Raw genomic sequence first — 24,662 nt, 5'->3', positions numbered from 1 at the left:
TTGGAACAATACAGATGCAATGGATTCTTCAGCAGTTCGAAGACACCGAAAGGCTCGCCAGCGCCCTCGATAAGCTTGGGATAGGCTATAGCATGCATAAAGTCATCCCATTTGTAGGCGCGCTCGATCCTGAACCCGCAATTGCTAACAGGGACGCGGTGGTATTGTTTGGTTCATATACGCTTTGGCGGTATGCAAAAGCGCACCATCTTACCCCTGGCGTCTTCAAGATACGTCCCTTTGTGCACGAGGCCGCTTGGCACCCATACCTCCTGAACGGTGCAGGTGCCTTGTTCATAACACTCAAAGACATCCCCAACACTTTGCCTGTCGATGGACCGGACTTGTTTTTCCGCCCGGTAAGCGACAGCAAAGAAGTCGCCGGTTCGGTCAAATCACGCGCTGAGATTATCGCGATAGCCGAAAAGGTATTGTCGATTGATCCCTCTGAAATTCCGGGTGGCTCACTTGAGCATGATACCCAACTGATGCTGACCCAACCTGTCAGCATTCAAAAAGAATGGCGGCTATGGGTCGTTGACAACAAGATCGTCACGTATTCCCTTTATAAGGAGGGGCGACGCGTCGTCTATCGACCCGAAATTGACGACGATGCACTGGCCTACGCCCAGCACCTCGTCGACGCAAACCGCGGCTATTCGCGCGCGTTTGTCATTGATATCTGCCGAACATCTGACGGCCTGAAAATGATCGAAACCAACTGCATAAATGCCGCAGGTTTTTACGCTGCCGATTTGGACAAGCTTGCATATGCAATTGATACATTAAATGGGATTTGGTGGCGCGGTTGACGGGGCTCGAACCCGCGACCCCCGGCGTGACAGGCCGGTACTCTAACCAGCTGAGCTACAACCGCGCGTGAAAGGCGGGATAATTGCGCCAGCGCAGCGCGTCAACGGCAAAACGCAAGGTGCGCTTACTTTTTGCGTGACATCAAAGATGTTGAGAAAAGAAAGGCAGTGGCGCGGTTGACGGGGCTCGAACCCGCGACCCCCGGCGTGACAGGCCGGTACTCTAACCAGCTGAGCTACAACCGCGCATCTGCTTGTTCAACTTACGCTGAACGTGGGCTGCTTCTAAGTGCGTCAGCAGCCCCCGTCAAGCGCCCTTAACGCTCTGGCAGCGGAATAAATTCTGCATCATCGCCGGGCGGTAATTGAAAGCGGCCATTTTGCCAATCACCGGCGCGCCAGGCTTCTTTCGCTTCTTCGATGCGTTCCTTGCTGGAGGCTACGAAGTTCCACCAGATGTAGCGCTCGCCCTCCATCGTCGCGCCGCCCAAGAGCATCACACACGCGCCTTGGGGGCCAGCCTTCATACTGACCCGATCACCGGGGCGAAACACCATCATCTTTCCGTGGTCATAGGTTTCACCGGCAATTTCAACAGAACCTTCCAGAACGTACGCGCCGCGATCCTCGTGATTGTCCGGCAGCGGCAGCCCTGCCCCAGGCTCCAATACCGCATCAAGATAGAACATCTCGGACGGTGTCTCGACCGGCGCACGCGCGCCGTAGGCAGCGCCCATGATCAGGCGCACCTGCTTGCCTTCGCCATCCATCAGCGGCAAGTCACCTTTCGGCGCATGGATGAAAGCGGCCTCGCGATCCTCGGCCCCTTTCGGCAAAGCAATCCAGGACTGGATGCCAAACAGGCTCTGCGGTTTCTTCAGTGCCTCACCGTCCATCCGTTCCGAATGGGTGATACCATGCCCTGCAACCATCAGGTTCATGGCACCCGGCTCGATCCATTGATCAGTACCAAGGCTGTCGCGATGGTGAATCGCCCCGCGATGTAGGTAAGTCACGGTGGCCAAACCTATATGCGGATGGGGACGGACATCAATGCCCTTACCCGTCACAAATTCTGCGGGGCCCATCTGGTCAAAGAAGATAAAGGGACCCACCATCTGACGACGGGGTGCAGGCAAAGCGCGCCGCACCTCAAAACCGCCCAGATCACGGGCGCGTGGGACGATTACGGTTTCAATGGCGTCCACGGAATCACCCGTAGGACAATCAGGATCAAGTGCAGGGTTCCAGCTCATGACGCTCTCCAGTTTGTAATTGAGACAAAGATAGCCTGTGCAAGAACGAAAGATAGGCCTACAAATGAATAGAAATTGTGCATCACCGCACAGATCAATACACGTAGGTCAGATTCGCTGAACCGGAGCAAACTTCTTGAAATTACGATGTAAGTGGACAAAATATGGTGGGTGATGAGAGGCTCGAACTCCCGACATCTTCCGTGTAAAGGAAGCGCTCTACCAACTGAGCTAATCACCCGACGTCGCACCGTTTAGACCAGCCGTGCGGGTAGTGCAAGCCTCATTCCAACAGGAATTGCTCACCGTTTTTTAAATGATAGACGCACCCCTGCCCGCCATGTGTCGTGCGGGTCGCATAAGCCTTTTCGCCAACAACCAATCCGCGGATCATACTGCTGGTGATCCCGTGGGTGACCAGCACGGCCGGTCCTTGCAGATTAGCCAAGAATTCACGGCAACGGGTTTTCACCCTGGCGAAACCTTCCCCATTCGGGGCAATCTCATATTGTGCCATAAACGGATCCTTCCCTTTCGGCATCGGCAGTTCATCCCGCAACCGACCCGACCAGTCGCCCACGCCGATTTCGCGTAGGCGGTCGTCGGTGCGGATATTGTCCGCGATCCCGGCCAGCGCAATACCAGCTGTCTGAAAAGCGCGCCCCTGTGGGCTGCTTAGAAAGGTAAAACCGCTCAGATCGAGATGCGCCAGAATGGCGCCTTGTCGCGCAGCATCGCGCCGTCCCTTATCCGTCAGCGGGGAATTCAGCTCACCCTGCATGCGGTTTTCGGCGTTCCACGTCGTTTCACCGTGGCGCAGGATGTAGAGTTCCGGATAGGTCATTGGCGGTCTCAGATCACGGCACCGCTACGCATCATCAGCCGCAATCGCTGCGTTTTTTGGGGTGCGCAGTTTGACGGTCATCACGCTGGCACCGCCTTCCAGAGCTTTGGCTTTGACCACACGTAGCTTACCAAGCGGCGATACATTCACCATGTAACCGTCGCGCAATGCATCCGCCAAAATGGCAAAGGCGGCTTCGACAGCTGGCTTGACATCGCGTTTCTTAAGATTGGTGCGCGCGACAACCTCATCTAGCAGGTCAGGTTTTTTCAGCAACTTTGCTGCGTCTTCGGCGACGGGCGTCTTTGGTGCGGTTGCCATATCGGCTCCTTGTCTGATCGGCGCCATTACCGCGCCTTTCAGAGCAGAAGGTCAAGTCGATAACGCTTACGACACCCCAAAGGTCGGCCGTCGGACTATTTCACCGTTAGAAAAGCGCAGGGCGCATCATGGGCTATTTTCTGCGATGTGCTGCCCAGCAAGAGGCTTTGCAGACTGCCGACGCCGCGTCTGCCGGTGACGATCAGATCAGAAGCTGTTTCCGTCGCGACGCTGACAGCTTCTGCCGATGGCGTCCCGTTGCGCACCAATTGGCTGGCCGGTTCGATGCCTGCATCGCGGGCCATCGTCGCGGCCTCTGCCATGACCACCTCGCCCGCCTTTGCGATCTCTGCGTCGGTGGGTGGAATCTCGACCGCACCCGATCCGACGGCAAGACCTGTTGAGGCCAGTTCCGGCGTATGGATGAGGTGGAGTTGGCTGTCGTAGTGCTTTGCAAGGTCGCAGGCGACTCCAAGCGCCCGCCACGCATGATCCGATCCATCGACGGCGACAGTGATATTCTTAAACATAATTGGTCCTCCCTCTGTGTAGGGAAACTCTAGAACACCATCGCAAAACCGCGTTGATGTGGGTCAATGGGTCTGTTGGGTAAAAAAGGCGCCTCCGGTAAAGAAGGCGCCTTTCAAGTTACGGACTTTGGTCGCGCTTAATGCGCGCGCGCACCCTCACCGCCGCTTTGCGCTTTGAGCGCGGCCGCGGCTGCTTCTTCTGCGGCCTCGTCCCACTCAATCGCCTCAGGTTTGCTGACAAGCGCATGCTCCAAGACTTCCGAGACGTGACTGACGGGGATGATTGTCAGCCCCTCTTTCACGTTGTCCGGGATTTCCGGCAAATCCTTGGCGTTGTCCTGCGGGATCAGCACAGTCGTGATCCCACCGCGCAATGCGGCCAGCAGTTTTTCCTTCAGACCGCCAATCGGCATGGCGTTGCCGCGCAATGACACCTCGCCCGTCATGGCGATATCCTTGCGCACAGGGATATTCGTCAGGACCGAGACAATAGACGTCACCATCGCCAGGTAGGCACTTGGGCCATCCTTTGGCGTGGCCCCATCGGGAACGTGCACGTGGATGTCGATACTGTCGAACTTCGGTGGCTTCACACCAATCTCGGGCGCAATGGACCGCACATAAGATGACGCCGCATCGATGGATTCCTTCATCACATCGCCCAGCTTGCCCGTGGTCTTCATCCGGCCTTTGCCCGGCAGGCGCAGTGCTTCGATGTTCAACAACTCGCCACCAACTGAGGTCCACGCCAGACCGGTGACGACACCCACCTGATCCATTTCCTCAGCCAAGCCAAAGCGGTGCTTTTCAACACCGAGGAAGTCGTTCAGATTGCCCGCGGTGACATTGATGATATCCGCCTCTTTCTTCACGATCATAGTGACAGCCTTGCGGGCCACCTTGGCCAGCTCACGTTCCATGTTCCGCACACCGGCCTCGCGGGTGTAGACACGCACCATCGCCAGCAAAGCGTCATCCGCAACCGAAAACTCTTTATCTTTCAAGCCGTGGTTTTTCATGACTTTTGGCAACAGGTGCTGCTTGGCGATCTCAACCTTTTCATCCTCGGTGTAGCCAGAGAGCGAAATGATCTCCATCCGGTCCAAGAGTGGCCCCGGCATGTTGTAGGAGTTTGCTGTGGTCAGGAACATCACGTTCGAGAGGTCATACTCGACCTCGAGATAGTGATCGACAAAAGTCGAGTTCTGCTCGGGATCAAGCACCTCCAACATCGCAGATGCGGGATCTCCGCGGAAATCCTGCCCCATCTTGTCGATTTCATCGAGCAAGATCAGCGGGTTCGTGGTTTTCGCCTTCTTCAGCGCCTGAATGATCTTACCGGGCATCGAACCAATGTAAGTCCGACGGTGACCGCGAATTTCGCTTTCGTCACGTACGCCACCCAGCGAGATGCGAATGAACTCACGCCCCGTCGCTTTGGCAACGGATTTACCCAGGCTGGTCTTACCCACACCTGGAGGGCCGACCAGACACATGATTGGCCCTTTGAGTTTCTTGGAGCGCTGCTGCACCGCCAGATACTCAACAATCCGCTCTTTCACCTTTTCAAGGCCATAGTGGTCGTTGTCTAGAACCTCCTGCGCCTTGTGCAGGTCTTTCTTGGTGCGCGATTTCACGCCCCATGGCACGCCCAAAATCCAGTCCATATAGTTGCGCACAACGGTGGCTTCCGCAGACATCGGCGACATGTTCTTGAGCTTTTTCAGCTCTGCATCCACCTTTTCGCGGGCCTCTTTCGACAGCTTGGTTTCAGCGATCTTGGCCTCAAGCTCATCAACCTCGTTTTGGCCTTCTTCGCCGTCGCCGAGTTCCTTCTGAATGGCCTTCATCTGCTCATTCAGATAGTACTCACGCTGGGTCCGCTCCATCTGGGATTTGACGCGGGTTTTGATCTTCTTTTCGACCTGAAGCACCGACATTTCGCCCTGCATCATGCCAAAGACCTTCTCCAGACGCTCGGACACAGAAAGCGTTTCTAAAAGCCCCTGCTTTTGGTCCACTTCAATGCCCAGATGCCCGGCGACCAGATCAGCCAGCTTCGCTGGTTCTGTCGCATCACCCACAGCGGCCATCGCCTCTTCCGGGATGTTCTTCTTTACCTTCGCGTAGCGCTCGAACTCAGCCGAGACGTTGCGCACCAAGGCTTCCACTTCAGCGGGGTCGCCTTCAGTCTCAGACAAATATTCGCAAGATGCCTCGAAAAAGCTGTCGTTAGGGACGAAATCCGTGATTTTGACACGTGCCCGGCCCTCGACAAGCACTTTGACGGTGCCATCCGGCAATTTCAGCAATTGCAACACATTTGCCAGCACACCGGCGCGGTAAATTCCGTCTTCTTTAGGGTCGTCCTCTCCGGGATCGACCTGACTGGATAATAGAATTTGTTTGTCATCCTGCATAACCTCTTCGAGGGCGCGGACGGATTTATCACGGCCTACAAACAGCGGCACGATCATATGCGGGAACACCACAATGTCGCGCAGCGGCAGGACGGGATAGGATGAACTCAACGGTTCTTGCATGCTCTTTTCCTTTTTTGGCAAGACACACCCGCCCCGCTTGGCGGCAACATGGCGCATCTCCTCTTGGCATCAATATGTGGGGTGAGGTGATGGGGGTTTCAACCAGACATATCTGTGCAATTGGCGAACAGTGCCTGTGACGGGCCAGAGTCGCAAGGCGTGAATACACAAAAAACCACCCAAATTCACCAAAATGCCAGGTCAGCAGAGAGGTTCAATATCACCTAGCGCACGCGTTGCATGAAAATCCGCCTCCCAAGCGGCGAATGCCCCCGCAGCTATCGCATCACGCATCCCCTGCATGAGCTCTTGGAAGTAGTGCAGGTTATGCCAGGTTAGCAGCATGCCAGCGATCATCTCATTCGCGCGGAACACATGGTGTAGGTAAGCGCGAGAGTAGTGGCGGCAGGCCGGACAGGTGCAGTGTTCGTCCAATGGGCGCGGATCATCCGCATGGCGGGCGTTTTTGATGTTCACGACGCCCCGGCGCGTAAACAGCTGGCCCGTGCGCCCAGATCGGCTGGGCAGCACGCAATCCATCATATCGACCCCGCGCTTCACCGCCCCCACGATATCGTCGGGCTTGCCAACACCCATCAGGTAGCGCGGTTTGTCCATGGGCAATTGATCGGGCGCAAAGTCGAGGGTGCTGAACATGGCCTCCTGTCCTTCACCGACCGCAAGGCCACCGATCGCGTAGCCATCAAACTCAACAGCCTTCAATGCCGCGGCGCTTTGGGCGCGCAGGTCTTCCTCCAAACCACCCTGTTGAATGCCGAACAGCGCATAACCGGGCCGGTCGCCGAATGCATCGCGCGACCGCTGCGCCCAGCGCATCGACAGTTCCATACTTTCGGCGATCCGCTTGCGGTCCGCAGGCAGTGCGGGGCATTCGTCAAAACACATCACAATATCGGACCCAAGCAGCTTTTGGATCTCCATCGACCGTTCCGGCGTCAGCTCATGCTTCGACCCGTCAATATGGCTTTTGAAGGTCACACCCTTCTCAGTCATTTTACGCAGGTCAGCCAGGCTCATGACTTGAAAGCCGCCGCTGTCGGTCAGGATCGGTTTGTCCCAATTCATGAACCTGTGCAGCCCGCCCAAGCGGTCGATGCGTTCCGCCGTCGGGCGCAGCATCAAGTGATAGGTATTGCCCAACAGGATATCGGCACCGGTCGCAGCCACGCTTTCCGGCATCATTGCCTTAACCGTCGCAGCGGTGCCAACCGGCATAAAGGCAGGCGTGCGGATATCGCCGCGGGGGGTTGAGATGACGCCGGTGCGGGCTTTGCCGTCTGTGGCGTTCAGAGTGAATGAAAAACGTTCTGTCATGCCCCCTCTTCACTGATCTGAGGAGAATTGCCAAGGTGCGACACGCCACTGCGCTCCGCGTTTTGTGATCACTCGGGCCGTAGCAGGGTGGTAATGTCGGGAAATGGATCAACTCTTACAACTTCTCAGCGTCTATTATGAATGCACGGCCCTCGCCGAAGCGCATCAACTGACCCAGATTGAGCGTTTTGCCTGCAACGAGACCTATCAACAAGCCAAACGCCTGTTTTTGGAGGGCGCTCTTGCGCGCCCCGGCTCGATACTCACAAAAGAACAGAACACCGAAGCCTATTTGTTGTTCAAGGCTTGGGAAGTCGAGAACGCAGCATTGGTTGCGGCGCTAAGGTCGCACTAAGCCCACGACCCCTTTACGGCCCCCAGCCCAAACCCTATATGTTTGCTCAGGAATTGCAGGGAACAATGCCATGACTGATAGCAACGCTCAGCTTGAAGGTGCACCGATGATTGCACCCTCGACCACGGACCATCCTTTGTACGAGGACGTCGTCAAAGCCTGCCAGTCTGTCTATGACCCTGAAATCCCGGTCAACATCTATGATCTTGGCCTTATCTATACGATTGACATCAAGGACGATAACGCCGTCAACGTGATCATGACCCTGACAGCCCCGGGCTGCCCTGTGGCTGGTGAAATGCCCGGCTGGGTTGCCGATGCCATTGAACCGCTGCCCGGTGTGAAACAAGTCGACGTGGAAATGACGTTCGAGCCGCAATGGGGCATGGACATGATGTCTGACGAAGCCCGGCTTGAACTGGGTTTCATGTAACTTCGGCAAATCGTCATCAAACCGTAAACTCCCCGTTACAATAGGCGCACATCCCGGCGCTCATGTTTAACAACGGAGTACGCTATGACGCGCTTTTCCCTGACAGTGATCGCAACCCTTGCGGCCACATCTGCCCTTGCTGACGCGCATCTGACCTACGGCCCACGCCCGGCCTTTTTGATTGACCAGATGGACGACAGCCCTTTGAAATCAAAGCTGCAATCCTGTGCCGCACAGACCCCTGCCCGTTCTGATTTCTCTATCGGGCACCGTGGTGCCCCCTTGATGTTCCCTGAACATACGGTTGAATCAAACGTTGCAGCAGCGCAGATGGGTGCAGGCATTCTTGAGTGTGATGTCACATTTACATCTGATCTGGAGCTGGTCTGCCGCCACGCCCAGAACGATCTGCACACCACCACAGATATCGTGGTGAGCGATCTGGCCGATCAATGCACCACTCCCTTCAGCCCCGCCAATGGTGACGATCCTGCCAGTGCCGAATGCCGCACGTCGGATATCACGCTGGCTGAGTTCCGGACACTCTCGCCCAAGATGGATGCATCCAACGCTGCCGCCACAACGGCAGAAGAATATCTTGGCGGCACAGCGGATTGGCGCACTGATCTCTATGTGAATAATACCACGCTGATGACCCACGCAGAGTCGATCGAGGTTTTCCGCAATCTGGGTGCGAAATTCACACCGGAACTGAAATCGCCGTCTGTCGAAATGCCGTTCAACGGCTTTAGCCAGGAAGACTATGCACAAAAGCTGGTGGATGAATATAAGGCTGCCGGTGTGCCCGCATCTGACGTCTGGTTGCAGTCTTTCAATATGGACGATGTTCTGTACTGGATCGCAAACGAACCTGAATTCGGCGCACAGGCCGTCTATCTGATGGACGAGTATAACATCGAAGGATACTCACCACAGGACCCAGCGACATGGCCAAACACCATGGAAGAGCTGAAAGCGATCGGAATCAACATCATCGCGCCCCCAACGTGGATGTTGTTGACGCTGGAAGATGGTCGGATTGTGCCATCAGCGCTGGCCAATGCGGCCAAAGAGGCCGATTTGCAGATCATCACCTGGACGCTGGAACGCTCTGGCCCATTGGGCAATGGTGGTGGCTGGTACTTCCAGTCTGTCGCTGATGTGACTGACAACGATGGTGATTATTTTGAAGTGCTTGATGTGCTGGCACAGCAGGTGGGCGTTGAAGGCGTCTTTTCGGACTGGCCTGCAACCACAACCTACTATGCAAACTGCATGGGCCTGTAATTGATCAGTTGCTCCGGGGGGATTGCACCCCGGAGCCCTTATGCAAGCTAATTTTATTGCTTCGCACAAAAGCAAATAAAAATACTTGCTATATATCTGAGCAAATGATAATCCTTGCTCATGTCAGATTCACTACTTTGCGCAGTTCTTACGGGCGACCTGATCAAGTCACGTCAGTCAGACACCGCAGCCGTTGAACAGACATTCGATATTCTGCACCACGCTGCACACCACTTCGGTAGCGCTTGGGACCAAGACGTCCGGTTTACCCGCTATCGCGGTGATGGCTGGCAGATTGTGCTGACGAAACCGGGTCTGCTGTTGGATGCCGCCCTGTATTTCATAGCACAGCTGAAAGCTGGCAAAACACGAATTGCCACGCGCATCTCGGTTGGGGTCGGCACCGTTGAAACGCTGGGCAGCCGGGATCTATCCGATGCAACGGGCCCCGCGTTCTTTGTATCCGGCGATCGTCTTGCCGATATGGGGCGCAACCGGATGATTGCGCTGGCGGGGCACGGGATCAGCAAAGAACAGGTCGCGATCATTGATCTTGCCGAATGGATCGCCGCCGGGTGGACGGCAACGCAGGCCGAAGTGATCGCGATCCAGCTTGAGGGGCATCTGACCCGGCATGAAGACATCGCTGAAAAGCTGGGTGTCACCAGACAGGCGATCCAAAGCCGCCTTGCGGGCGCTGGGCTATCCTATTTCGACAATGCGCTTTACGCTATGCGCACCCATGACTACGCATCGCACTAGGCCAATCACATGCTGACCACCGCCCTCGCCCTGCTTGTTGCACATCTGCTGGCCGATTATCCGCTGCAAAACAGCTGGATCATCGCCAACAAGAAAAAGCCCGCAGCGATGGGCGCGCATATCGGTGTCGTGTTCCTGCTGACACTACTGGCATTGCGTGGAGAAATACTGCCCGCCCTCACCATCACCGTGCTGCATCTGGGCATCGACTTAATCAAAACGCACATCGCCCCCGAAAGACTATGGGCCTACGTCGCCGATCAACTGGCCCATGTTGCGACAATCGCTGCCGTTTTGTGGTTCTGGCCGGACCTGGCCTTGCTTTGGCCAGACGCCACCATCTGGGTGCAATACCTGCTGGCCATCGGCGCCGGGCTGATCCTGTGTGTTCATGCTGGCGGTCCGGCGGTTGGGTTGCTGATGCAGGACTTCCATATGATGCCGCAACAAGGCCTGCCAGAGGCCGGTCGTATGATCGGCCTGTTGGAACGGGCGTTGATCTTCCTGATGGTCTTGGCGGGGCAACCCGGTGGCATCGGTTTTCTGATCGCGGCCAAATCAGTGCTGCGCTTTGATACAGCCTCAAAGGATCAGAAGGCCGGTGAATATGTGATTATCGGCACGCTGGCTTCCTTCGGGTGGGCGCTGCTGATCAGCTTTGCGACATTATCACTCATCACATTCTACGGCATTGCCCCCACCCCATCTTGAGCACGCACGCCAAACGCCCTACATATGGACGAAAGGAGCACTCACATGTTCGGCATTTCAGGCAAACAAGCGGTCAGCATCACTGATAAGGCGGCAGCACAGATTGCAAAGCTGATGGACAAAGACGGCCATCAGGGCCTGCGCATTGGCGTCAAGAAAGGCGGCTGCGCGGGAATGGAATACACCATGGACTATGTGACGGAGGTTGATCCGCTCGATGAAGTCGTCGAACAGGATGGCGCCCGTGTGATGATCGCACCAATGGCGCAGATGTTCCTGTTCGGAACCGAGATCGACTATGAGGTGTCGCTGCTGGAATCCGGCTTCAAATTCCGCAATCCGAATGTGGTCGATGCCTGCGGATGCGGCGAGTCGATCAAGTTTGACGAAAACATCTCGGTCACCTGATGGCCCTTGCGGATGCGGATATCGCATTCGCGACCGATCTATTTTCCGAGCTTGGCAAAATCAGCATCCGCAAAATGTTTGGCGGCATGTGCCTTTACCTCGATGGCGCGGTTTTCGCGCTGATGAGCAGCGACGGCACGCTGTATCTGAAGTCAAAAGGCAACATCGTCACAGAACTGGCAGATGACGGCGCCACCCAATTTCACAACATGCCCTACTGGTCCATTCCCGAGGCAGCCCTTGACGATCCGCAAGAGGCCTGCACATTAGCAAGACGCACTATTGCTTCACTGACCTAAGGACCTGCCATGCCCCGTAAAATCGCCGCCGGAAACTGGAAGATGAACGGGATGCAAAGTACCTTATCAGAACTGCAGAGACTGGAAGACAAACACGGCGATGCGGACATTGCGATCCTTATCTGCCCCCCTTTCACCTTGATCAGCGCGTGCGAGGACACCCCTTTCGATATCGGCGGGCAAGACTGCCACGCAGCAGAGGCTGGCGCGCATACCGGCGATATCAGTGCCGAGATGCTGGCAGATGTTGGTGCCAGCTACGTGTTGGTCGGCCACTCTGAGCGGCGCACCGACCATGGCGAAACCGATGCACTGATCGCGGCCAAGTCTAAAGCAGCATATGATGCCGGTCTGATTGCGGTGATCTGTATTGGCGAAACGCTGGACGAGCGCGAAGCCGGCACCACGCTGGATGTGATTGATGCACAACTTGCCGGATCCGTGCCCGATACCGCCGATGCGCTCACGACAGTGATCGCCTATGAACCGGTTTGGGCCATTGGTACGGGTAAGGTCCCAACCACTGATCAGATCGCCGAAGTACACGCTCATATCCGCGCACGCCTGCAGGACCGTTTTGATGACGGGTCAGAGTTTTCACTGCTTTACGGCGGATCGGTCAAAGGCAGCAATGCCGCCGATATCTTTGGTGTTCCGCATGTGAACGGCGCGTTGGTTGGTGGGGCCAGTCTGACGACCGCAGATTTTTCACCAATTATTGCAGCGCTTGAAGCGGCCTAAGGGTCTTCGATCACGTGGCGCAACGCGCTGACGGCTGTTTCGATATCCTTGATCATCGCATCAGCCCCGACCAACTCCAGAATATCCGGGTGGTGATCTAGAATGTTTCCCGCCACCACCAGATGCGCCAGCGGATGCGAAATCCGGATCGCCAGGACCAGCCGGGTCAGCGACTCGATCATATCATCGGAATTTGCCACCAGCACGATCGCGCGATAGTTGCGTTGGTCGGACTGGTCGACCAGCATCTCATGGCCCAGCCCTACCATCATATCCACATCCCAACCTTCACGGCGGAACACGTCAGTCGCAATTTCTATACCCAAGGTATGAGTTTCACCGGGCACGAGGGCGAACATCGCAGGCCATTCATCCCGCTCTGCCAGGATACCGGGCGCAATCACATGACGCAGGCCACGGATGATACGATACAGCTTGCCGCAGGCCAGTGTGACGTCGATGAATGAGATTTCATCATTATCCCACATCTGGCCCAGGCGACGCGCAGCACCGGCGACATAACCCAGATAGATAGCATCGACAGGCACCCCGTCGCGGCGGGCGGCCAGAATGAACTGATCAGCGGCGCTATCTCTTTTTTCGGATAGCAAAGCTGCACACAACAGATCAATATCCGTTGCCGTTGGCAGATCTTCTTTATTCACAGTACGTGGCATTCTGAATGCAAGACGCCGAACAACTTCGCGCGCCAGCGCCGAGACAGCGTCGTGCGGCAACTCTCTTTCAGCCGCCCTGAATTGGCGGTCAGCTTTGCGATATTCCGAGCGATCAAACGCTTCTTCGTCCATAGGCGCTTTGACCATGAACGCCCTCCCCTTGTTGGTCCAGTGTTCTCGTCACTGCGTCCGTCATCCAGACGATTTTTGTATCCAACTGTATGCAGAATAGCACAAATTTTAGGCGCTCTGGGCGCGTCAGAACGTCGCGGCAGCCCGCCACTATACAATTTCAGGTTGTATTCTAGAGTGCTCCGTTCGCACTTGCAATACATACAAGCGTCGGACAAACCTGCGGCATGCAAAAGTTCAGTCAAACGCCTACCGACCCCCTCTTTGTGCAAGATCCGTATCCGTTCTATGAAAGGGCGCGCCAATCGGGTGATTTCATCTGGTGGAATGACTACGACATGGCCTGCGCTGTCTCGCACAAAATGGTACATACCGTACTGCGTGACCGGCGGATGGGTCGCGAATGCCCGCCAGAACTTGCGCCTGACATCCCAGAACATCTGCAACCTTTCTACAATGTCGAGGCCCACTCCATGTTGGAGCTGGAGCCGCCCCGCCATACCCGCCTGCGCGCTTTGGTACTGCGCGCCTTTACCAGCCGGACAATCGCCGCACTTGCGCCCGATATCCGTGCGCTTTGCCATCTGTTGATTGATGACTTCCCCGATCAACCCTTTGATCTGCTGACACTTTACGCCCAACCGGTCCCTGTCATCATCATCTCGCGCCTGCTGGGTGTCCCCGAAGAGCGTGCGGATGATCTGGTGCGTTGGTCAAACGCAATGGTCGCCATGTATCAGGCCCGCCGAACGCCCGAGATTGAAGCCACCGCTATCGCCGCAACCAATGACTTTGTTGCATTCATGCGGGGCTACATTGCTAAGCGACGGAAAACGCCGACCGATGATCTGATTTCAACACTCATCGCGGCCGAAGCGGACGGCGAGAAGCTGAGCGAAAATGAGCTGATCACAACCTGTATCCTGCTGCTGAACGCTGGCCACGAAGCGACTGTGCACACTATTGGGAACGGCACCAAGACGCTGCTGGAACACGGCGTGACCGAGATTGCCGACACCACCGTTGAAGAGATCATTCGCTACGATCCGCCCCTGCATATGTTCACCCGCTGGGTGTATGAGGAGGTCACCTTGGGCGCTCACAGCTTCAAACGCGGGGATCAGATCGCGTGCCTTTTAGCAGCCGCCAACCGAGATTCGCGGGCCTATGCTCAACCAGAAGTATTCGACCCCACCCGCAAAGGTCCGCAAAACACCAGCTTTGGGGGCGGCATCCACTTTTGCGTCGGGGCACCATTGGCAAGACTGGAACTGCAAATCGCTTTGGGGGTTCTATTTGAACGGTGCCCCAACCTGCGTCTGGTCGGGGCACCGCAATATGGCGATGTGTATCACTTTCATGGGTTAGAGCGGTTGATGGTGACAACCACCCCCTGAACTAGAAACGCACGACTTGCGTCGGTGTGATCCGATAAATTTCGTCATGCAGATCATTGTCTTCAATGAAGCGCGCGAGCGACCCGAACGTGGCCGTACCCACGTTCGCCCCATGATCGGCCGTTGTCAGCGCTTGTGATGCAGCTAAGCGCAAAAAGGCGCTGCAGACCGTTCAACGGCACCGGTTGTGGTGTAAAGTAGGCCGCGATATTGGCTTTGATCTGCGCGGGATCGCTGGTGTCATAAAGTGCCGCCATCAACACATCCAACGTATGTTCCGTACAGTTCTGAAACTGTCCAGACCGCGGATTGGCCAACACCGAATAGCGGCTGTTGTGCAGAGCGGCGTAAGTCGGGCTGGCGATCACGTCAATCAGCTGACGTTGCAGGCGTGGGTCAGGGATTATGATGCCCGCATCAAGGCTGTGGGCGCTAAGCAAAAAAAAGTCAGCTGGTGTATCCTGCACCAGATCGCTTTGGGTCAGATCACCCTCACGCTGATAGAGGTTATAGACACGGTATCCCGTGCCTGTGCTGCCATCCGCCTGCGTGATCCGCGAATATACCCAGAATGCCACATGGGTGTAGTTGATCCCATCAGGCAAAACGGCAGGGTCGCGCCCCACACGCGACACGATGGCCACATTGGCGCCGCGTGCGGCCAGATCGCGTTGCACTTTGTTTGAGAATGCCGCGACATCTTGCGCTGGCAGTATGGGGTTGCCTGCCGCACTGCTGCCCGCCGAGGATGCTATCGGGAAGAGCGTCATGACCAGAAGTAGGACGGCTGTAAGAATGCGTGTCATTGCCCTGCCCCCTTAGTTCAACCGCGGCGGGCCGTTGGGCGCCAAGCAATTTGGTGTCTGTGCGGCATGGCAGTTCGGTGTTGGCGCGCCAAGGGTGGTATCCAAAACATCGACACCGGCATTGACAGAGGCGGTACCAACACCTTCGACTGCGGCCCCGGTCACCGCAAGGACCGCGCCAGTTGCTACAACCGGCACCGCCGAAACAGTTGCGGCCCCAGACGCAACAGCACTTGCCCCATGGCTGGCAGCCTGCGCGCTGTGATCTGCTGATTGGGCGGTGTGCTGCACACTGGGTGCCGCGCAGGCCGTGGCCAATGCGAGCGTTGAAAGGACCAGAGTGATCTTGAACGGCTGCATGTTTTCGCTCCATTTTTTGAACATTGTTCAGGTATCTATTGGAGCGGGCAGAATCAGTCAACAGATTTATTGAACTGTGTTCACAATGGTATGGAAAACCGGACCTTCTGCCGCTCAGAGTGGCAATGCCACCGTCGATTTGATCTCTTCCATCGACAAAAGTGCTGTCACATTGTGCACTTTCACCTCTGATATCAGCGCTTGATAGAAGGTGTCATAGGCCCGCGCATTCTGGACGCGCACTTTCAGGATGTAGTCGATATCGCCTGCCAACCGATGCGCCTCTTGCACTTCTGGTCGCGATTTCAACGCCTTGAGGAACCGTCCTTGCCAATCGGCATCATGCTCTGAGGTACGGATCAACACAAAGAAACAGGCCTCAAACCCCAGCGCCTCAGCATCAAGCAGAACGGTGTGCTGCCCGATGATTCCGGCCTCACGCATCTTGCGAATGCGATTCCAAACAGGTGTCTTGGACGACCCCACCGACTTAGCAATTTCGTCCAGTGACTGTGCCGCATCGGCTTGTAGCGCTGCCAAAATTTTCCGGTCTGTGGCGTCAATCCGTACCGACATTCTTAATTCTCCGATTTTGCAGGACAGATGGTCCTAACTCAGGTTCAACTGGAACAAATGTCCTTAATTTCCCCTTTGGGGAGGCAATTATCAGAACGCTGTTCTATATTGAACCCAAGAAATCGTAAGGCGAACCCATGCAGCACTTTCCTATCTTCCTTGCCGTCGCAGGCCGCCGCATTGTTCTGTCTGGTGGCGGCGATGCCGCGATGGCCAAGCTGCGCCTGCTGATGAAGACCGAGGCGCGGCTCACTGTCGTCGCCGCAGACATCGCCGATGACATCCGCAAATGGGCCGCCCAAGGTAAGCTGCAAATCATTGAGCGCGCGATGGCACCGGGTGATGCGCTCTGTGCCGCCTTGTTCTACGCCGCCAATGAAGATGATGCCGAAGACGCCCGCGTTTCCGCGATCGCCCATGCCGAAGGCGCGTTGGTCAATATCGTCGATAACCTCGCCGATAGCCAGTTCATCACCCCCGCCATCGTTGATCGTGATCCGGTGACCGTTGCCATCGGCACAGAAGGCGCAGCGCCAGTTTTGGCCCGAGCGATCAAAGCCGACCTGGAAGAACGCCTGCCCACCTCGCTCGGCCTGCTGGCGCGCATCGGCAAAACCTTCCGCCACGCGGTTGAGGTGCTGCCGATGGGGCGCAAACGGCGTGATTTCTGGACATCCTTCTATTTTGGCGCGGGGCCTAAAGCTCTTGCCGACAAAGGCGAAGATGGCGTGATCCCTGCGCTTGGGGCACTGCTGGACAACCATGTCATGAAGACAACCAAAGAAGGCTCTGTCGATCTGGTTGGCGCAGGCCCGGGTGATCCTGAGTTGCTGACGCTGAAAGCGCGCAATGCTTTGGACAAAGCCGATGTCGTGATCCATGACCGCCTGGTCACAGGCGAAATCCTCGAGCTGGCACGTCGCGAGGCGATCATCATTGATGCAGGAAAAGAGGGTTTTGGCAAATCCATGGCCCAATCAGACATCGACGCGCTGATCGTACAACACGCGCTGGACGGGCACCATGTTGTGCGCCTCAAGGCGGGTGATCCAACCGTGTTTGGTCGTCTTGATGAAGAAATCGAAGCCATTGAAGCCCACGACATCCCTTACCGCATTATCCCCGGCATCACCGCCGCCTCTGCGGCTGTCGCGAACATCGGGCAGAGCCTGACCAAGCGACACCGGAACTCTGCCGTGCGTCTGATCACCGGGCATGACACCAAGGGATACGCGGATCACGACTGGAAGGCACTCGCCCAACCGGGTGAAGTGGCCGCGATCTATATGGGCAAAAAATCTGCGCGCTTTATCCAGGGCCGCCTGCTGATGCATGGCGCCGACCCAGCGACGCCCGTGACGATCATTGAGAACGTTAGCCGAACCAATCAGCAGATCATTGCAACAACACTGGCCGAACTTGAACCGACCCTGACACAAGCCAACCTGCAAGGGCTTACGATCACCTTCTATGGCCTCGCCCCGCGCGATGCTGTCGCCAATTCACGTCAACTCAAGGAGTTTGCATAATGCCTCGTATTTTCACTCCCAAAGTCGTCACCGCCAATGCGCTGCTGGAAGGCGACGCGGTTTGGTTGACAGAAGCCGACACATGGACCCGCGACATCAGCAAGGCAGAGTTATTGACCGATGAAGCCCACGCCGATTTGCGGTTGCTCGAGGCACAAGCGCGCGTGGACGAAATCGCAGGCGCTTATCTGGCTGATGCAAAACCCGGTGCCAACGGCCCAGAGCCGACGCATTTCCGCGAAGAATTCCGTACGCGCGGCCCATCCAACTATGCCCATGGCAAGCAAGTGGAGCTTTCTTAATGTACACCTACAACGACTTTGACGAAGCCTTCGTCCGCTCCCGCGTGGCCCAGTTCCGTGGGCAGGTAGAACGCCGGATCAATGGGTCCCTGACCGAGGATGAATTCAAACCATTGCGCCTGATGAACGGCCTCTATCTGCAATTGCATGCCTATATGCTGCGGGTTGCCGTGCCTTATGGTACGTTGAACCCTGCCCAGATGCGCCAGCTGGCCTACATCGCGGACCGGTGGGACAAGGGCTATGGCCATTTCACCACGCGTCAGAACATTCAGTACAACTGGCCCAAGCTGCAGGATGTGCCGGATATGCTTGAGGCTTTGGCCGATGTCGGGATGCACGCGATCCAGACCTCCGGAAACACGATCCGAAATGTGACAGCCGACCATTTCGCAGGCGCTGTGGCGGATGAAATCGAAGATCCGCGCCCTGTGGCTGAACTATTGCGCCAATGGTCCACCGATCACCCGGAATTCCAGTTCCTGCCACGCAAGTTCAAGATCGCCGTCACAGGTGCCGCACACGACCGTGCCGTCACCAAGGCGCACGATATCGGTCTGCGCATGGTCCGCAACGACGTTGGCGAACCGGGTTTCGAAGTCATCGTTGGTGGCGGCCTTGGGCGCACCCCAATGGTCGGCAAGGTGTTGCGGTCATTCCTGCCGAAGGGGGACCTGCTGCCCTATTGCGAGGCGATTGTCAGCGTCTACAACCTGCTGGGCCGTCGCGATAATAAGTACAAGGCACGCATCAAGATCACCGTGCATGAGAATGGGTTGGAGAAAATCCAAGAGCTGGTGGAAGAACGCTTTGCTGCCATCAGCGAAGGATTCACCGGTCACGATCAGGCTTTGCTGGCCCAGATCGAAGATGCCTTCGCACCGCCTGCTTTCGTAAGCCAATCAACCGACGGCTACGAAGCCGCGCGTCTAGCCAACCCGGCCTTCCGGTCATGGACCGACACGAACCTTTCTGCACACAAGGCAGACGGTTACGCCATCGTATCGATCAGCATCAAGAAACACGGTGCGACACCCGGCGATGCGACCTCTGACCAGATGCGCGTGATGGCCGATCTGGCCGAACAATACGGCCATGGTGAGCTGCGCATCAGTCACGAGCAGAACGTGATCCTGCCGCATGTTCACAAGGCTGACCTTGCGGCTGTTTATCAGGCGCTGCGCGAAGCTGATCTGGCGACGGCGAACATTGGCCTAGCGTCCGATATCATCGCCTGCCCCGGCATGGATTACTGCGCACTGGCAACTGCGCGCTCGATCCCAATCGCACAAGAAATCGCCACGCGTTTCGATGATCTGAAGATCGAACACGAGATCGGCGCACTGAAGATAAAAATCTCCGGCTGCATCAACGCTTGCGGGCACCACCACGTGGGCCACATCGGCATCCTTGGGCTCGACCGTGCGGGTGTCGAGAACTACCAGATCACATTGGGTGGTGACGGCACCGAGACGACAACCATCGGCGAACGCGCGGGCCCCGGCTTTAGCGCTGAGGATATCGTGCCCGCGATTGAGCGTTTGGTCACAGGTTACCTTGGCCTGCGCAACGACGCTGATGAAACCTTCCTGCGAACCTACCGCCGCCTTGGGATGGAGCCGTTCAAGGCGATCCTGTATCCAGCAGAGGACAAAGCAAATGCCGCTTAAGGAACTGACCGAGCGCCGCAATATCCTGCACCAAAAAAGTGACGCACAAACGGTGCTGCGTCATGCGCTGACGGACATCCAAATCGGGAAAGTCGCCTTAGTGTCCTCTTTCGGGGCCGAAAGCGTTGTACTCTTGCATATGATCTCCGAGATCGACAAGGCGACGCCAGTGATATTTCTCGACACTGAAATGCTGTTTCCCGAAACGCTGACCTATCAGCGTGAGGTTGCGATTGCGCTGGGGCTGACAGATGTGCGCGTGATCACGCCTGATCGCAACGCCGTGCTGGTCGAAGACGTGGATGGGCTGTTGCATCAGGCGGATACAGACGCCTGCTGCGATCTGCGCAAGACAAGGCCTTTGGCCGCAGCACTTGATGACTTCGACGGCTGGATCACCGGGCGCAAGCAGTTTCAGGGCGGCCAGCGCGCGCAGCTGCCGCTGTTTGAGAAGGAAGGTCGTAAGATCAAAGTAAACCCATTGGCGAAATGGTCTGCGCAAAACCTGCAGGATTACATGGTCAAGCATGATCTGCCGCGCCATCCACTGGTTGCGAAGGGCTATCCATCCGTTGGCTGCATGCCCTGCACAACCCGCGTGAGCGAACATGAAGATCAGCGCGCAGGGCGCTGGCGTAACAGTACAAAAACTGAGTGTGGTATCCATTTCGATACCTCTCACACCACAAAAGAAGGACAAGCGGCATGAGTGTGATTGTGACTGATACCGGCTTTGCCGCCGATGATTTTGCATGCGGCTTTGTGGGTTTGGGTGAGGTCGCAGCAAACGATTGCGATTATGGGATCGACCTGCCATCCGATACCCCACCAAATGCGCTCATTGGTCTCGACAACGCCGCGATGATCCGCATTGATTTTCCCTCTTCAGCAGATGGGCGCGGCTTTACATTGGCTGCGATGCTGCGTCGTGCGGGCTATAAGGGCCGGTTGCGGGCAAAGGGCCATGTGTTAGCTGACCAATACGCTATGGCCCGCCGCTCCGGCTTTGACGAGGTTGAAATCGATACCGCCCTTGCGGCCCGTCAGCCCGAAGACCAATGGCAATTCCGTGCAGATTGGCAAAACCACAACTATCAGGCCCGCCTGCGCGGCTAAACCCCCTTCCCCTGATCCAAATCAATGACTAAACCGGAGGGCGGCCCTATCAGGGTTGCCATGACACATATGACCGAGCAGACACCCGTGACCCTAGACACCGCCAAAGCCGTCCCCACCCTGCCTGACGCGCAGACTGTGACGGACGTAAAACACTACACTGACCGTTTGTTCTCGTTCCGGGTGACGCGGCCTGCATCGCTGCGGTTTCGGTCGGGTGAGTTTGTGATGATCGGTCTGATGGGTGATCCGCACCCTGAAACCGGCAAACAAAAGCCGCTGCTCCGCGCCTACTCCATCGCCTCCCCCTCTTGGGATGAAGAGCTGGAGTTCTATTCCATCAAGGTTCAGGATGGCCCGCTCACCTCGAAACTGCAGCACATCCAGCCGGGCGATGAGTTGATCTTGCGCCCGAAACCCGTTGGCACATTGGTGCACGATGCCCTGATCCCCGGTAAGCGTATCTGGTTCTTTGCCACCGGCACTGGCTTTGCGCCTTTCGCGTCGCTTCTACGTGAACCTCAGACTTATGAAGACTATGATGAGGTGATCATCACCCATACCTGCCGAGAAGTAGGCGAGTTGACCTACGGCCGTGATCTGATTGAAGCGCTCAAGGATGATGAATTGCTCAATGAAGTCATCGGCGAAGGCTTCTGGAAGAAGATCAAGTACTATCCCACCACCACCCGTGAAGAGAGCCCGAAGATGGGGCGGATCACGGACCTGATGCGCTCTGGCGAAGCATTTGCCGATCTTGGCGTTCCGCCCTTGTCGCCAGAAACAGACCGGGCGATGATCTGCGGCAATCTAGCGTTTAACCTTGAGCTGAAAGAGATGCTGGAAGAATACGGGCTGGTCGAAGGCGCAAATTCAAACCCGCAGCACTATGTGGTTGAGAAAGCGTTTCTGGACTAACTTTCTGTAAAACCAAAGGAAAAGGCCACGTCATATGTGACGTGGCCTTTTCTTTGTTCAGCTGTGCTTTGGCTTAGAGGCCCAAGGCCTCGCGGATATTGGCCAGAACGGGCTCGAGCAGCAGCGGGTTGTCTTTTGCAGAATCGACAGCCGCTGTCATCAGTGACTTCATGTCATCAGACAAGTCTGAGTTTGCTACAAGCTCTGTCACCTTACCGGCGTCGAATCCATCGACGGTCAGCAATTCACCAGCCATCGACATCAGATCTTCACCTGCTTCGGCAACTTCTGCGGCAGCGTCTTCCACGGCTTCCTCGTCTGCGGCAGCAGCTTCCTCGGCCGCAGCTGCGGCCTCTGCGGCGGCTTGCGCTGCCGCTTCTTCAGCAGCTTGGGCTGCAGCTTCCAATTCAGCGGCAGCAGCAGCGGCGGCTTCCTCAGCTGCAGCGGCAGCTTCTGCGGCAGCAGCTTCTTCCGCGGCAGCGGCAGCAGCTTCTTCGGCGGCCAGCGCCTCTGCTTCCGCTGCAGCTTGCGCAGCGGCGGCTTCGGCAGCAGCAGCAGCTTCGGCGGCGGCACGTTCCGCCTCTTGGGTTGCGCCTGTTAAAACGCCGACGGCTTCACCCGGGCTGCGCCCTTCGGCAGCGTATTGGTAGCCAAAAAAGCCAACGATCGCCACGATGACGAGAATGAGTATTGCACGCATGAGTCATCTCCTTTTTCCAAACTTAGTCATTTGGGCCCCCATGGACCTTGCGCCTGCATATGTCAGATGGGCTGCAAAAGTGAAAGTGCAATCACCGAGGAAAAATCAGCAGAAAACCGCATCATTTGCGGGTTGAAGCCGGGCATGCGGGTGTTTAGTTTGGCCATCACCGAGATGGAACAATCAAAGGATAAAGACCATAGGACGCAGACCTCATAACGCGCCACCACAACGTGACACAGGCCCCCGCATCAACGAACGCATCCGGGGCCCCGAAATCCGCCTGATTGGCGCAGAAGGCGAAAACGTCGGTGTTGTGACACCGGAACGTGCGATGGTGATGGCAGACGATGCCGGCTTGGACCTGGTCGAGATTTCACCAAACGCCAACCCACCGGTCTGCAAGATCATGGACTATGGCAAGTTCAAATACGAGACTCAGAAAAAAGAAGCTGAGGCGCGTAAAAAGCAAAAGATCATCGAGATCAAAGAGGTCAAGTTCCGTCCCAACACGGATAACCACGATTACGATGTGAAGATGCGTAACGTGTTCAAATTTTTGGACAACGGCGACAAGGTAAAGATCACACTGCGATTCCGCGGTCGCGAGATGGCGCACCAGCAGTTGGGGCGTGAACTGCTTGAGCGTGTCGCCGAAGACACCAAAGACGCCGGTAAGGTCGAAAACTTTCCAAAGATGGAAGGCCGCCAAATGGTGATGCTGATTGGACCGTTGCCAAAGTAACCCCCGTCCACCCAAGACAAAAAAGCCCTCACATCCGTGAGGGCTTTTTCATTTGGCGCATGTGGCGGATTGTAGCTTAGGGTTTCTTGCGCAAGGTCTGCGTAACCTGCGCCATGATGCTCACTGCGATTTCTGCAGGCTGCCGCCCCCCAGATCGAGTCCAACAGGCGCATGAATCCGCCCAATCTCTTCATCGGTAAAGCCCACTTCCTTTAACCGCGCCACCCGCTTGTCATGGGTACGTGTTGACCCAAGACAGCCCAAATAGAAGGCCTCTGACTCCAATGCCGTCACAATCGCCGGATCATCCAGCTTGGGATCGTGGGTCAAGGTGACAATAGCGGTACGTGCATCGATTTTGAGCGCGCGCAAGGCCGCATCGGGCCAATCATCCTGAACGGTTTCGCCCGGAAAACGCGCCTCGGACGCGAAGGCCGGGCGCGGATCAACCAAAATGGGCTTGTACCCGCAGGCTCGCGCCATACCGACCAGATACTGTGCGATATGGACGGCACCCACGATGATCATCCGTAAAGGTGGGTTATGCACCGCCACAAAAGTACGGCCATCTTCCTCGATCCCCGAGGTATCTGTGCGGTGACGATCCGGATAGGCTGAGGCAGCTTTCAGACGTGGCCTGCTTTCCATGATGTCTGTGACATAGACGACGGGCTGCGACTGATAGCGCGCATCCGTCAGGCGTTCCAAGATCTCCACCGGCATCACCGGGCCGACAGGTTCAACCAGCACTTTGATCTCACCGCCACAGGCAAGACCCACCGCAAAAGCCTCATCATCGCTGACACCATAGGTCAGCAAGCGTTGTTCGCCCTCGGCAATGGCATCAATGGCGTCAGTGACCACCGCGCCCTCGACACAGCCGCCCGAGACCGAGCCCTCCATCGCACCATCAGCATCAATCACCAACTGGCTGCCGACGGGGCGCGGTGCAGACCCCCAAGTCTGCACAACGGTGGCAATTGCAACGCCACGACCGGCGCGATGCCAGTCGAGTGCCAATTGCGGAAGGTCAGTCAATACATCGGTCATAACGGCTATATCTTGCTGTGGATCACAGAATTTTACCATACCTCTTT

Annotated in this window: 28 protein-coding genes, 3 tRNA genes and 1 pseudogene; 17 read left to right on the top strand and 15 right to left on the bottom strand. The window is 56.5% G+C overall.

The window, feature by feature from the left end:
* The first annotated feature begins 14 nt into the window (after positions 1 to 14).
* Positions 15 to 812: an ATP-grasp domain-containing protein gene (locus QTO30_RS03070; protein ID WP_340422430.1), complete on the top strand. Its 798-nt coding sequence runs from the start codon at positions 15 to 17 to the stop codon at positions 810 to 812.
* On the opposite strand, the gene QTO30_RS03065 is transcribed toward QTO30_RS03070, so the two are convergent.
* From QTO30_RS03065 to tgt, 9 genes are all read right to left on the bottom strand, one after another.
* Positions 801 to 877, bottom strand: a tRNA-Asp gene (locus QTO30_RS03065). The two genes, QTO30_RS03070 and QTO30_RS03065, sit on opposite strands and share 12 nt — an antisense overlap.
* Positions 878 to 981: 104 nt before the next feature.
* A tRNA-Asp gene (locus QTO30_RS03060) sits at positions 982 to 1,058 on the bottom strand.
* Positions 1,059 to 1,129: 71 nt separating this feature from the next.
* The gene (locus QTO30_RS03055; RefSeq protein WP_340422429.1) at positions 1,130 to 2,068 is read right to left on the bottom strand and encodes a pirin family protein; all 939 of its coding nucleotides are present in this window, start codon (positions 2,066 to 2,068) and stop codon (positions 1,130 to 1,132) included.
* Positions 2,069 to 2,233: 165 nt separating this feature from the next.
* Positions 2,234 to 2,309, bottom strand: a tRNA-Val gene (locus QTO30_RS03050).
* A 42-nt stretch (positions 2,310 to 2,351) separates the two neighbouring features.
* A complete protein-coding gene (locus QTO30_RS03045) occupies positions 2,352 to 2,912 on the bottom strand; it encodes a histidine phosphatase family protein (RefSeq protein ID WP_340422428.1) in 561 nt (186 codons plus the stop codon).
* A gap of 24 nt (positions 2,913 to 2,936) precedes the next feature.
* Positions 2,937 to 3,233: an HU family DNA-binding protein gene (locus QTO30_RS03040; RefSeq protein ID WP_340422426.1), complete on the bottom strand. Its 297-nt coding sequence runs from the start codon at positions 3,231 to 3,233 to the stop codon at positions 2,937 to 2,939.
* A gap of 95 nt (positions 3,234 to 3,328) precedes the next feature.
* The gene (locus tag QTO30_RS03035) at positions 3,329 to 3,763 is read right to left on the bottom strand and encodes a universal stress protein (RefSeq protein WP_340422425.1); all 435 of its coding nucleotides are present in this window, start codon (positions 3,761 to 3,763) and stop codon (positions 3,329 to 3,331) included.
* A 137-nt stretch (positions 3,764 to 3,900) separates the two neighbouring features.
* A complete protein-coding gene (lon, locus tag QTO30_RS03030; RefSeq protein WP_340422424.1) occupies positions 3,901 to 6,306 on the bottom strand; it encodes an endopeptidase La in 2,406 nt (801 codons plus the stop codon).
* Positions 6,307 to 6,507: 201 nt separating this feature from the next.
* Positions 6,508 to 7,641, bottom strand: a complete 1,134-nt coding sequence (gene tgt, locus QTO30_RS03025; protein ID WP_340422423.1) for a tRNA guanosine(34) transglycosylase Tgt — start codon at positions 7,639 to 7,641, stop codon at positions 6,508 to 6,510.
* 103 nt (positions 7,642 to 7,744) lie between these two features.
* Here tgt and QTO30_RS03020 point away from each other — a divergent pair, with 103 nt between their 5' ends.
* The 8 genes from QTO30_RS03020 to tpiA all read left to right on the top strand — a co-directional run bounded on the left by QTO30_RS03020 (position 7,745) and on the right by tpiA (position 12,637).
* A complete protein-coding gene (locus tag QTO30_RS03020; protein ID WP_340422421.1) occupies positions 7,745 to 7,996 on the top strand; it encodes a hypothetical protein in 252 nt (83 codons plus the stop codon).
* 70 nt (positions 7,997 to 8,066) lie between these two features.
* Complete coding sequence (locus QTO30_RS03015; protein WP_008234524.1) at positions 8,067 to 8,429, top strand: SUF system Fe-S cluster assembly protein; 363 nt, start codon at positions 8,067 to 8,069, stop codon at positions 8,427 to 8,429.
* Positions 8,430 to 8,513: 84 nt separating this feature from the next.
* Positions 8,514 to 9,716 (top strand): glycerophosphodiester phosphodiesterase family protein, encoded by a 1,203-nt coding sequence (locus QTO30_RS03010; RefSeq protein WP_340422417.1) that lies wholly within the window; start codon positions 8,514 to 8,516, stop codon positions 9,714 to 9,716.
* Positions 9,717 to 9,836: 120 nt separating this feature from the next.
* Positions 9,837 to 10,478, top strand: coding sequence for a SatD family protein (locus QTO30_RS03005; protein WP_340422416.1), 642 nt, complete (start codon positions 9,837 to 9,839; stop codon positions 10,476 to 10,478).
* A gap of 9 nt (positions 10,479 to 10,487) precedes the next feature.
* Positions 10,488 to 11,189 (top strand): DUF3307 domain-containing protein, encoded by a 702-nt coding sequence (locus QTO30_RS03000; protein WP_340422415.1) that lies wholly within the window; start codon positions 10,488 to 10,490, stop codon positions 11,187 to 11,189.
* A 45-nt stretch (positions 11,190 to 11,234) separates the two neighbouring features.
* Positions 11,235 to 11,597 carry a HesB/IscA family protein gene (locus QTO30_RS02995; protein WP_340422414.1) on the top strand — a complete coding sequence of 121 codons (363 nt, stop codon included), beginning with the start codon at positions 11,235 to 11,237 and terminating at the stop codon, positions 11,595 to 11,597.
* Positions 11,597 to 11,896 (top strand): TfoX/Sxy family protein, encoded by a 300-nt coding sequence (locus QTO30_RS02990; RefSeq protein ID WP_340422413.1) that lies wholly within the window; start codon positions 11,597 to 11,599, stop codon positions 11,894 to 11,896. The genes QTO30_RS02995 and QTO30_RS02990 overlap by 1 nt, the downstream gene beginning before the upstream one ends.
* 9 nt (positions 11,897 to 11,905) lie before the next feature.
* Positions 11,906 to 12,637: a triose-phosphate isomerase gene (tpiA, locus tag QTO30_RS02985; RefSeq protein ID WP_340422411.1), complete on the top strand. Its 732-nt coding sequence runs from the start codon at positions 11,906 to 11,908 to the stop codon at positions 12,635 to 12,637.
* Here tpiA and QTO30_RS02980 read toward each other — a convergent pair.
* Complete coding sequence (locus tag QTO30_RS02980; protein WP_340422409.1) at positions 12,634 to 13,461, bottom strand: cobalamin B12-binding domain-containing protein; 828 nt, start codon at positions 13,459 to 13,461, stop codon at positions 12,634 to 12,636. The genes tpiA and QTO30_RS02980 overlap by 4 nt on opposite strands.
* Positions 13,462 to 13,673: 212 nt before the next feature.
* Here QTO30_RS02980 and QTO30_RS02975 point away from each other — a divergent pair, with 212 nt between their 5' ends.
* Positions 13,674 to 14,843, top strand: a complete 1,170-nt coding sequence (locus tag QTO30_RS02975) for a cytochrome P450 (protein ID WP_340422408.1) — start codon at positions 13,674 to 13,676, stop codon at positions 14,841 to 14,843.
* 62 nt (positions 14,844 to 14,905) lie between these two features.
* Here the strand turns inward: QTO30_RS02975 and QTO30_RS02970 are convergent, their stop codons facing one another.
* From QTO30_RS02970 to QTO30_RS02960, 3 genes are all read right to left on the bottom strand, one after another.
* Positions 14,906 to 15,649: a DUF2145 domain-containing protein gene (locus QTO30_RS02970; protein WP_340422407.1), complete on the bottom strand. Its 744-nt coding sequence runs from the start codon at positions 15,647 to 15,649 to the stop codon at positions 14,906 to 14,908.
* Positions 15,650 to 15,661: 12 nt separating this feature from the next.
* Complete coding sequence (locus QTO30_RS02965; RefSeq protein WP_340422406.1) at positions 15,662 to 16,009, bottom strand: hypothetical protein; 348 nt, start codon at positions 16,007 to 16,009, stop codon at positions 15,662 to 15,664.
* A gap of 114 nt (positions 16,010 to 16,123) precedes the next feature.
* Positions 16,124 to 16,585, bottom strand: a complete 462-nt coding sequence (locus QTO30_RS02960; RefSeq protein WP_340422405.1) for an Lrp/AsnC family transcriptional regulator — start codon at positions 16,583 to 16,585, stop codon at positions 16,124 to 16,126.
* Positions 16,586 to 16,722: 137 nt separating this feature from the next.
* Between QTO30_RS02960 and cysG the strand changes: the two genes are divergently transcribed.
* The 6 genes from cysG to QTO30_RS02930 are packed head-to-tail and all read left to right on the top strand — an operon-like array spanning position 16,723 to position 22,120.
* Positions 16,723 to 18,114: a siroheme synthase CysG gene (gene cysG / locus QTO30_RS02955; protein WP_340422404.1), complete on the top strand. Its 1,392-nt coding sequence runs from the start codon at positions 16,723 to 16,725 to the stop codon at positions 18,112 to 18,114.
* Positions 18,114 to 18,416: a DUF2849 domain-containing protein gene (locus QTO30_RS02950; RefSeq protein ID WP_340422402.1), complete on the top strand. Its 303-nt coding sequence runs from the start codon at positions 18,114 to 18,116 to the stop codon at positions 18,414 to 18,416. The genes cysG and QTO30_RS02950 overlap by 1 nt, the downstream gene beginning before the upstream one ends.
* On the top strand, positions 18,416 to 20,086 hold the full coding sequence (locus QTO30_RS02945) for a nitrite/sulfite reductase (RefSeq protein WP_340422400.1): 1,671 nt from the start codon (positions 18,416 to 18,418) through the stop codon (positions 20,084 to 20,086). The genes QTO30_RS02950 and QTO30_RS02945 overlap by 1 nt, the downstream gene beginning before the upstream one ends.
* A complete protein-coding gene (locus QTO30_RS02940; protein WP_340422399.1) occupies positions 20,076 to 20,795 on the top strand; it encodes a phosphoadenylyl-sulfate reductase in 720 nt (239 codons plus the stop codon). The genes QTO30_RS02945 and QTO30_RS02940 overlap by 11 nt, the downstream gene beginning before the upstream one ends.
* Positions 20,792 to 21,202 (top strand): DUF934 domain-containing protein, encoded by a 411-nt coding sequence (locus QTO30_RS02935; protein WP_340422397.1) that lies wholly within the window; start codon positions 20,792 to 20,794, stop codon positions 21,200 to 21,202. Before QTO30_RS02940 ends, QTO30_RS02935 begins: the two co-directional genes overlap by 4 nt.
* Positions 21,203 to 21,262: 60 nt before the next feature.
* The gene (locus QTO30_RS02930; protein WP_340422395.1) at positions 21,263 to 22,120 is read left to right on the top strand and encodes a ferredoxin--NADP reductase; all 858 of its coding nucleotides are present in this window, start codon (positions 21,263 to 21,265) and stop codon (positions 22,118 to 22,120) included.
* A gap of 73 nt (positions 22,121 to 22,193) precedes the next feature.
* Here the strand turns inward: QTO30_RS02930 and QTO30_RS02925 are convergent, their stop codons facing one another.
* Positions 22,194 to 22,820 (bottom strand): hypothetical protein, encoded by a 627-nt coding sequence (locus QTO30_RS02925; RefSeq protein ID WP_340422392.1) that lies wholly within the window; start codon positions 22,818 to 22,820, stop codon positions 22,194 to 22,196.
* A 190-nt stretch (positions 22,821 to 23,010) separates the two neighbouring features.
* On the opposite strand from QTO30_RS02925, the gene infC reads away from it, so the two are divergent.
* Positions 23,011 to 23,565 carry a translation initiation factor IF-3 gene (gene infC, locus QTO30_RS02920; protein ID WP_340425857.1) on the top strand — a complete coding sequence of 185 codons (555 nt, stop codon included), beginning with the start codon at positions 23,011 to 23,013 and terminating at the stop codon, positions 23,563 to 23,565.
* A 76-nt stretch (positions 23,566 to 23,641) separates the two neighbouring features.
* Here infC and QTO30_RS02915 read toward each other — a convergent pair.
* Positions 23,642 to 24,615 (bottom strand): annotated as a pseudogene (locus tag QTO30_RS02915) (XdhC family protein).
* Positions 24,616 to 24,662 lie beyond the last annotated feature (47 nt).

Origin of the sequence: Yoonia sp. GPGPB17 (assembly GCF_037892195.1) — a bacterium.
In the GTDB taxonomy this organism is placed as follows: Bacteria; Pseudomonadota; Alphaproteobacteria; order Rhodobacterales; family Rhodobacteraceae; genus Yoonia.
The sequence above is the reverse complement of the archived record's forward strand: the minus strand, read 5'-3'. Positions and strand labels throughout refer to the sequence as shown.